The following is a 6,421-nucleotide window of genomic DNA, read 5'->3' on the forward strand; positions in this document are numbered from 1 at the left end:
TGGTGCGGTCGAGAGGACTCGAACCTCCACGGGTGTTACCCCACAGCGACCTCAACGCTGCGCGTCTACCAATTCCGCCACGACCGCACTGTCTAGGCTTGGTAGAGCGCTCTCTAACGAAGCGTGGCCGGGATGTGAAGAGGAAAAATTACCCTTTTTAAAATTCCTCTGACCGGACACGGTTTTACGGCAAGATTTGTTGCACATCATATTCGAACCTTCGAATTTATAGTAAAATCCAGATGTCTTAAGAGGAAGGAGGACATCATGATCACCATGAAAAGCGCGGCGCTTGCGATTGGCCTTATAGGACTGGCTGGGGCTGCCTCGGCAGAGCAGCAATGTTGGGTTGGCGCGAAGTATAATGATCATTCCCAGTGGAACATCGCCTGTAGCCAAACCTACGGTACCGGGTCGCAAATCTTGGCCAGCAAGGGCTTTGCCAATATCCTGTTTGGCCCGGCAACTTGGGACAAGTGCAAGGCCTGGGCTGATAAAAACCTCGCGCAGGGGTGATTGCGCCTTTGTAACTGCGCATGCAATCCACGCTCCTTATGGCAAATCCGCCCGTCCTGCCTTATCTGTGACATTCAAATGCGATGTCGCGTCGAGATGAGGCGCGCCGAGAGTGGAAGGGGCCGATCAGATGGTGGAATGGAAAATCAGTGAGGGCCTCACGTCTTACGAAGAGGCCCTTGCCTTTATGGAAGAGCGCGCGGCACAGATTGCGACAGGCGACGCCGAGGAGTGCATTTGGTTGTTGGAGCACCCGCCGCTCTATACCGCGGGGACAAGCGCCAAGGTTGAGGACCTAATAGATCCCGACCGCTTTCCGGTCTATCCAAGCAAGCGCGGCGGTCAGTATACTTATCACGGGCCGGGCCAACGCGTAGCTTATGTGATGCTGGACGTGTCGAAACGTGGCCGGGATGTGCGCTGTTTCGTGCGTGACCTTGAGGCTTGGGTGATTGCGGCGCTACGTGAATTTGGACTAACGGGGCATATTCGGGACGGGCGTGTTGGCGTTTGGATCGAGCGGCCAAACAAACCCAAGACCATCACCGGCGCGATGGCCGAAGACAAGATCGCCGCCATCGGTATTCGCTTGCGCAAATGGGTGAGTTTTCACGGGATTTCAGTGAATGTGGAACCGGATTTGAGCCATTTTGATGGCATCGTCCCCTGTGGCATCACCGATTATGGTGTGACGTCTTTGGTCGACCTTGGCCTACCGGTGAGCATGGATGATGTCGACGTTGCGCTCAAAACCAGCTTTGAAGAGGTCTTTGGCGCTGGTGTGACACGATCCGCTTGCCCCACGCGATGACAAAATCCATGCATGGATTTTGGGTGCGCGCGGTTAGCGACGGCTTCCGAACACATGAAACAGAATGTCTGAGCGGGTGAGCCCCATCGCCGCGAGCTGATCGTCTGACAAGGCGCGCAGTTCGGAGACGCGCGCGGCCAAGCGGCGCTGGCGTGCATCAAATGGCGTTTCGGTCAGACGAGAGATCATAGCCCCAAGGCCGCGGCGCAGAGGCGTTTGTGTTTCAAAGCTCGGGTCAAAATAGGCCATGAGTGGTCTCCGGTTCTTGCCCCCAGGAAATGCAGCGCGGGAGCTATTTTGTTCGTCGTTGAGTTTGGCAGTTGAGCCCAACTTAGGCTGTTTGCACCGATGTCATCAGTCCGGAAAACCTCCGTCAGGAATTCCTGACCCTGACACAGCCACTCCGTTTCTTGCGCATTGCCTGATCGCGGGTTTGCAACAGCATGATCCGGGTCGCCTTGCCCGTCGGCGATGGGCCATCCCCGTCCCATCCGAAACGCGAGAGGAACAGGATATGGACCTTAAAAACAAAACTATCATCATCACCGGAGCCAGCAGCGGTATTGGGGCCGCCGCGGCCTTGTTATTCGCCAGACATGGCGCAAATGTCGTGTTGGGGGCGCGGCGCGCCGCTGAGCTGGACCAAATTGCCGGGCAAATCCGCCAAAGCAATGGTCAGGCAACCGCCCTGGCCGGGGATGTCACCGATGAAAGTTACGCTCAGAAACTGGTGGATCATGCCAAGGAGGTCTTTGGCGGATTAGATGGCGCTTTTAACAACGCTGGGATGGTTGGTGACATGGTGCCGGTTTCGGAAATGTCATCGCAAAACTGGCAGGATGTGATCGCGACAAACCTCACCTCGGCCTTTTATCTGGCCAAGGCGCAGGTTCCGGCGATGCAAAGCGGTGGGGCCTTGGTTTTCACCTCTTCTTTTGTTGGCTATTCCAACGCCGGCCTTCCGGGGATGTCCGCATATGCCGCCGCCAAGGCCGGGTTGATTGGCTTTGTGCAATCTTTGGCCAATGAGCACGCCGAACAGGGAATTCGGGTCAATGCCTTGCTTCCCGGCGGCACCAAAACCGCCATGGCGGGTGACGATCCCGAGGGGCATGCCTTTATCAATGGCTTGCACCCCATGCGGCGCATGGCCCAGCCCGAAGAAATCGCTCAGGCGGCGATGTTTTTATTGTCCGAGCGAGCGAGCTTTGTCACCGGGGCCCCGATGCTGGTCGATGGCGGTGTGTCGGTGCAACTGGGTTAGCGCACCCGTCCGGTCATTGGTAAGGCCGCGCGATGGCTTAGGGTGCGTAGTGTGAAGCTTGATCGCATATTGCGCACATTTGGCACCGTCATAAGACGCGTTTGCAGGAAACGATCAAACGCCTCAAGGTCGGGTACAACGACCCGCATCCAGATATCCGGGCTGCCAGTCATCAACTGGCAGTCCATCACCTCCTCGAAGAGTGCAACACGCTTGGTGAACTCCGACACCACCTCGACGCTTTGACGATCTAGCTCAAGCGTTACAAAGACGGTGACCGCCTGCCCTATTTTGCGTTGATCCACCCGCGCGCCATAACCGGTGATCACTCCGTCTTCTTCCAGACGCGCAACCCGACGGGCGCAGGGGGTTGGTGACAATCCGACCTGTTCGGCCAAATCTGCCATGCGAATACGGCCATCCTGTTGCAGGATTCTTAGTATCTTGCGGTCCAAGTCATCCATTAAATCACGCTTTTCTTACATAGTTGAGATTTTCCACCAATATTACCCGAAAATGCAGGCAAAAACAGTGAAAAACCGTCCTCAGCCGCGACTATCCTGTTTCAATCTGAGGAGGACCCACATGACCATCACCGAATTGCCCATATCCACCCATGAACGCGTTGTGCATATTCAGAACCTGCCCGGCGGGTTGAGCGCCTTGATCGCGATCCATTCGACCGCACGAGGCCCGGCCGCTGGCGGATTGCGGATGCGTGAATACGCGAGCTTTGACGACGCCTTGATCGATGTGTTGCGCCTGTCCCATGGTATGACGCTTAAAAACGCAGCGGCTGATTTGGCCCTCGGTGGCGGCAAAGCGGTGATCATTGGCGATGTCGCGACGCAGAAAACACCAGAGCTTCTCGAAGCCTTTGGAGAGGCCGTTGATACGCTTGGCGGAGCCTATCGCACTGCCGAAGATATGGGCATGACCCCCGACGACATGGCCGTCATTGCGCGCAAGACACCCTATGTTGCGGGCCTTCCCGGTGCCTCCGGCGATCCTTCGCCCATCACAGCACGCGGCGTATTTTTGTCGATGCAAGTTGCCGCCAAGCACCGGTTTGGCAGCGCTGATCTGGCCGGTAAACGCGTGGCGATGCAGGGGTTGGGCCATGTTGGCATGCATTTGGCCGATATGTTGCACGAGGCCGGAGCCGAGTTGATTGTAACCGATGTCAGCGAAGAGGCGTTGGACGAGGCGGTTGTCGCCTTTAACGCCAAAGTTGTTGGGTTGGATGAGATTTACAGCCAAGACGTCGATATTTTCGCCCCCTGCGCCATCGGCGCCGTGTTGAATAAAGCGACAATTCCAACCCTGACGTGCAAAATGGTCTGTGGCGCGGCCAACAATCTATTGGCGACGCCAGAAGATGGTGACCGTCTGGCGGCGCGCGGGATACTTTACGCACCTGATTTTGTGGCCAATGGCGGGGGCATCATCAATGCGACGCCGGAAATCCTTGGCGAAGCCCAAGGGCCCGAGTGGCTGGAAGGCAAGTTGCAGGCCTTGGCGGCTAATCTTGATGCGATTTTGACAGAGGCGGCCAAAACTGGCCTGCCCCCGCATGTTGTCGCCGAGCAATTGGTAGAAGAAAAAGTCACGCTGGCGGCTTAAGCCCCCTGCCCGTCGCCATGTTGCGCGCTTTGTGAGGTGCTCTTTGGTCTCGCGGCGCGCAACAAAATCCATACATGGATTTTAAAATTCCGTGCACGGAATTTGGGGCGCGTGCGGCCGATGTTCCAATCACAACATCCGGTCTCATTTTCTTTTGCGCTGGGATGCGCCCACCGACACATCAGCACCGAATTTTCAGGTCTCAAACGGGTTGAACGCCCGGTTTGGGTAAAATCATCCGCCCCCTGCGACAAAATTGTTTGATCTGCGTCAAATACCACCGTTGCCGACCAAAAGATCACCTTCTAAAACATGAATAGAATTTACGGGCGCGATGGGATTCTCTTCGCGCCCGCTATTGTAGGGACAAAAGGGAGGCACGATATGGCAGACGCCGCCATTCACGGCCACGAGCATGAGGACAACCGGGGGTTCTTTACCCGCTGGTTCATGTCCACAAACCACAAAGACATCGGGATTCTTTACCTGATCGTCTCGGCCCTTGTGGGTCTGGTTTCAGTTATTTTCACCGTATACATGCGTATGGAGCTCATGGAGCCCGGCGTTCAGTATATGTGTCAAGAAGGGTGGTTCCTGATCGCCCGCACGGTTGAGGAATGTACCCCCAACGGACACCTTTGGAACGTGCTGATTACCGGCCACGGCATCCTGATGATGTTCTTCGTGGTTATTCCGGCGCTGTTCGGCGGTTTTGGCAACTATTTCATGCCGTTGCAGATTGGCGCACCGGACATGGCCTTCCCTCGGATGAACAACCTGTCCTTCTGGCTTTATGTTGCCGGTACGACCCTCGCGGTTTGCTCGGTCTTCTCGCCTGGTGGCAACGGTCAGCTTGGGTCCGGCGTGGGTTGGGTTCTCTACCCACCTTTGTCAACCAATGAGCAAGGTTACTCGATGGATCTGGCGATCTTTGCGGTTCACGTCTCGGGTGCCTCGTCCATCCTTGGTGCGATCAACATGATCACCACCTTCCTGAACATGCGTGCCCCCGGCATGACCCTGTTCAAGGTGCCGCTGTTCTCTTGGTCGATCTTCGTCACCTCTTGGCTGATCCTGCTGTCGCTGCCTGTTCTGGCCGGCGCGATCACCATGTTGCTGACCGATCGCAACTTTGACACCACTTTCTTTGATCCTGCCGGTGGCGGCGATCCAATCCTGTACCAGCACATCCTGTGGTTCTTTGGTCACCCCGAAGTCTACATCGTGATCCTGCCGGGCTTTGGTATCATCTCCCACGTGATCGCGACCTTCTCGCGCAAGCCGGTCTTTGGCTACCTGCCAATGGTTTGGGCGATCATCGCGATTGGGGCCTTGGGCTTTGTTGTTTGGGCACACCACATGTACACCGTCGGCATGAGCCTGCGTCAGCAGTCTTACTTCATGCTGGCGACCATGGTCATCGCGGTTCCAACCGGTGTGAAAGTCTTCTCTTGGATTGCCACCATGTGGGGCGGTTCGGTTGAATTCAAAACACCAATGATGTTCGCTCTGGGCTTCCTGATGTTGTTCACCGTTGGCGGCGTAACTGGCGTTGTTCTGTCACAAGCTGGTGTGGACCGTGGCTACCACGACACCTACTACGTGGTTGCACACTTCCATTACGTGATGTCGCTGGGTGCGGTTTTTGCCATCTTCTCGGGGGTCTACTTCTACTTCCCGAAAATGACCGGCAAGATGTATTCGGAAACGTTGGGCCACATCCACTTCTGGATGTTCTTCATCGGTGCCAACCTGACCTTCTTCCCTCAGCACTTCTTGGGCCGTCAGGGCATGCCACGTCGCTACATCGACTATCCTGAGGCCTTTGCCACATGGAACTACTGGTCGTCGCTGGGTGCGTTCTTGTCCTTTGCTTCGTTCCTGCTGTTCTTCGGGATCGTCATCTACGCCCTGCGCGCAGGTGCCAAAGCGACCGAGAACAACCCTTGGAACGAATACGCAGACACCCTGGAATGGACCCTGCCGTCCCCTCCGCCCGAGCACACGTTCGAGCAGCTTCCAAAGCAGGAAGACTGGGACAAAGGTCCAGCCCACTAATCGGGTGATCCTAATCTGAAAATCGAAAAGGCCCTGCGTGTTTCGCGGGGCCTTTTTGCATCCGGCGGACCGTCGCAGCATAGGAATGACGACAGGCAGCTTGGCTAAGTGCCCCTGGCCCCCGGCCACCACAACCTATACCTGTACAG

Annotated in this window: 7 protein-coding genes and 1 tRNA gene; 5 read left to right on the plus strand and 3 right to left on the minus strand. The window is 56.3% G+C overall.

From position 1 onward, the window contains the following. Positions 1-87: transfer RNA gene (locus tag AC5EFR_RS21910), tRNA-Leu, on the minus strand. A gap of 180 nt (positions 88-267) precedes the next feature. On the opposite strand from AC5EFR_RS21910, the gene AC5EFR_RS21915 reads away from it, so the two are divergent. Both AC5EFR_RS21915 and lipB read left to right on the plus strand, forming a co-directional pair. Next, positions 268-516, plus strand: coding sequence for a hypothetical protein (locus AC5EFR_RS21915; protein WP_493577846.1), 249 nt, complete (start codon positions 268-270; stop codon positions 514-516). Positions 517-646: 130 nt separating this feature from the next. After that, positions 647-1,327, plus strand: coding sequence for a lipoyl(octanoyl) transferase LipB (gene lipB, locus AC5EFR_RS21920; RefSeq protein WP_493577847.1), 681 nt, complete (start codon positions 647-649; stop codon positions 1,325-1,327). Positions 1,328-1,360: 33 nt separating this feature from the next. On the opposite strand, the gene AC5EFR_RS21925 is transcribed toward lipB, so the two are convergent. Then, on the minus strand, positions 1,361-1,576 hold the full coding sequence (locus AC5EFR_RS21925) for a hypothetical protein (protein WP_493577848.1): 216 nt from the start codon (positions 1,574-1,576) through the stop codon (positions 1,361-1,363). 265 nt (positions 1,577-1,841) lie between these two features. On the opposite strand from AC5EFR_RS21925, the gene AC5EFR_RS21930 reads away from it, so the two are divergent. Beyond that, positions 1,842-2,591, plus strand: a complete 750-nt coding sequence (locus AC5EFR_RS21930) for an SDR family oxidoreductase (protein WP_493577849.1) — start codon at positions 1,842-1,844, stop codon at positions 2,589-2,591. On the opposite strand, the gene AC5EFR_RS21935 is transcribed toward AC5EFR_RS21930, so the two are convergent. Further along, the gene (locus AC5EFR_RS21935) at positions 2,588-3,055 is read right to left on the minus strand and encodes an Lrp/AsnC family transcriptional regulator (protein ID WP_493577850.1); all 468 of its coding nucleotides are present in this window, start codon (positions 3,053-3,055) and stop codon (positions 2,588-2,590) included. The genes AC5EFR_RS21930 and AC5EFR_RS21935 overlap by 4 nt on opposite strands. Positions 3,056-3,176: 121 nt before the next feature. Here AC5EFR_RS21935 and AC5EFR_RS21940 point away from each other — a divergent pair, with 121 nt between their 5' ends. Together AC5EFR_RS21940 and ctaD are read left to right on the plus strand one after the other, a co-directional pair. After that, positions 3,177-4,214 (plus strand): Leu/Phe/Val dehydrogenase, encoded by a 1,038-nt coding sequence (locus AC5EFR_RS21940; protein WP_493577851.1) that lies wholly within the window; start codon positions 3,177-3,179, stop codon positions 4,212-4,214. 384 nt (positions 4,215-4,598) lie between these two features. Beyond that, positions 4,599-6,272 carry a cytochrome c oxidase subunit I gene (gene ctaD / locus AC5EFR_RS21945; RefSeq protein ID WP_493577852.1) on the plus strand — a complete coding sequence of 558 codons (1,674 nt, stop codon included), beginning with the start codon at positions 4,599-4,601 and terminating at the stop codon, positions 6,270-6,272. Positions 6,273-6,421: the final 149 nt, after the last annotated feature.

It is taken from the genome of Pelagimonas sp., assembly GCF_058892305.1.

Coding starts and splice junctions, on each gene's coding strand:
- AC5EFR_RS21915 (WP_493577846.1), top strand. CDS start 268: ATGATCACCATGAAAAGCGCGGCGCTTGCGATTGGCCTTATAGGACTG.
- lipB (WP_493577847.1), top strand. CDS start 647: ATGGTGGAATGGAAAATCAGTGAGGGCCTCACGTCTTACGAAGAGGCC.
- AC5EFR_RS21925 (WP_493577848.1), bottom strand. CDS start 1,576: ATGGCCTATTTTGACCCGAGCTTTGAAACACAAACGCCTCTGCGCCGC.
- AC5EFR_RS21930 (WP_493577849.1), top strand. CDS start 1,842: ATGGACCTTAAAAACAAAACTATCATCATCACCGGAGCCAGCAGCGGT.
- AC5EFR_RS21935 (WP_493577850.1), bottom strand. CDS start 3,055: ATGGATGACTTGGACCGCAAGATACTAAGAATCCTGCAACAGGATGGC.
- AC5EFR_RS21940 (WP_493577851.1), top strand. CDS start 3,177: ATGACCATCACCGAATTGCCCATATCCACCCATGAACGCGTTGTGCAT.
- ctaD (WP_493577852.1), top strand. CDS start 4,599: ATGGCAGACGCCGCCATTCACGGCCACGAGCATGAGGACAACCGGGGG.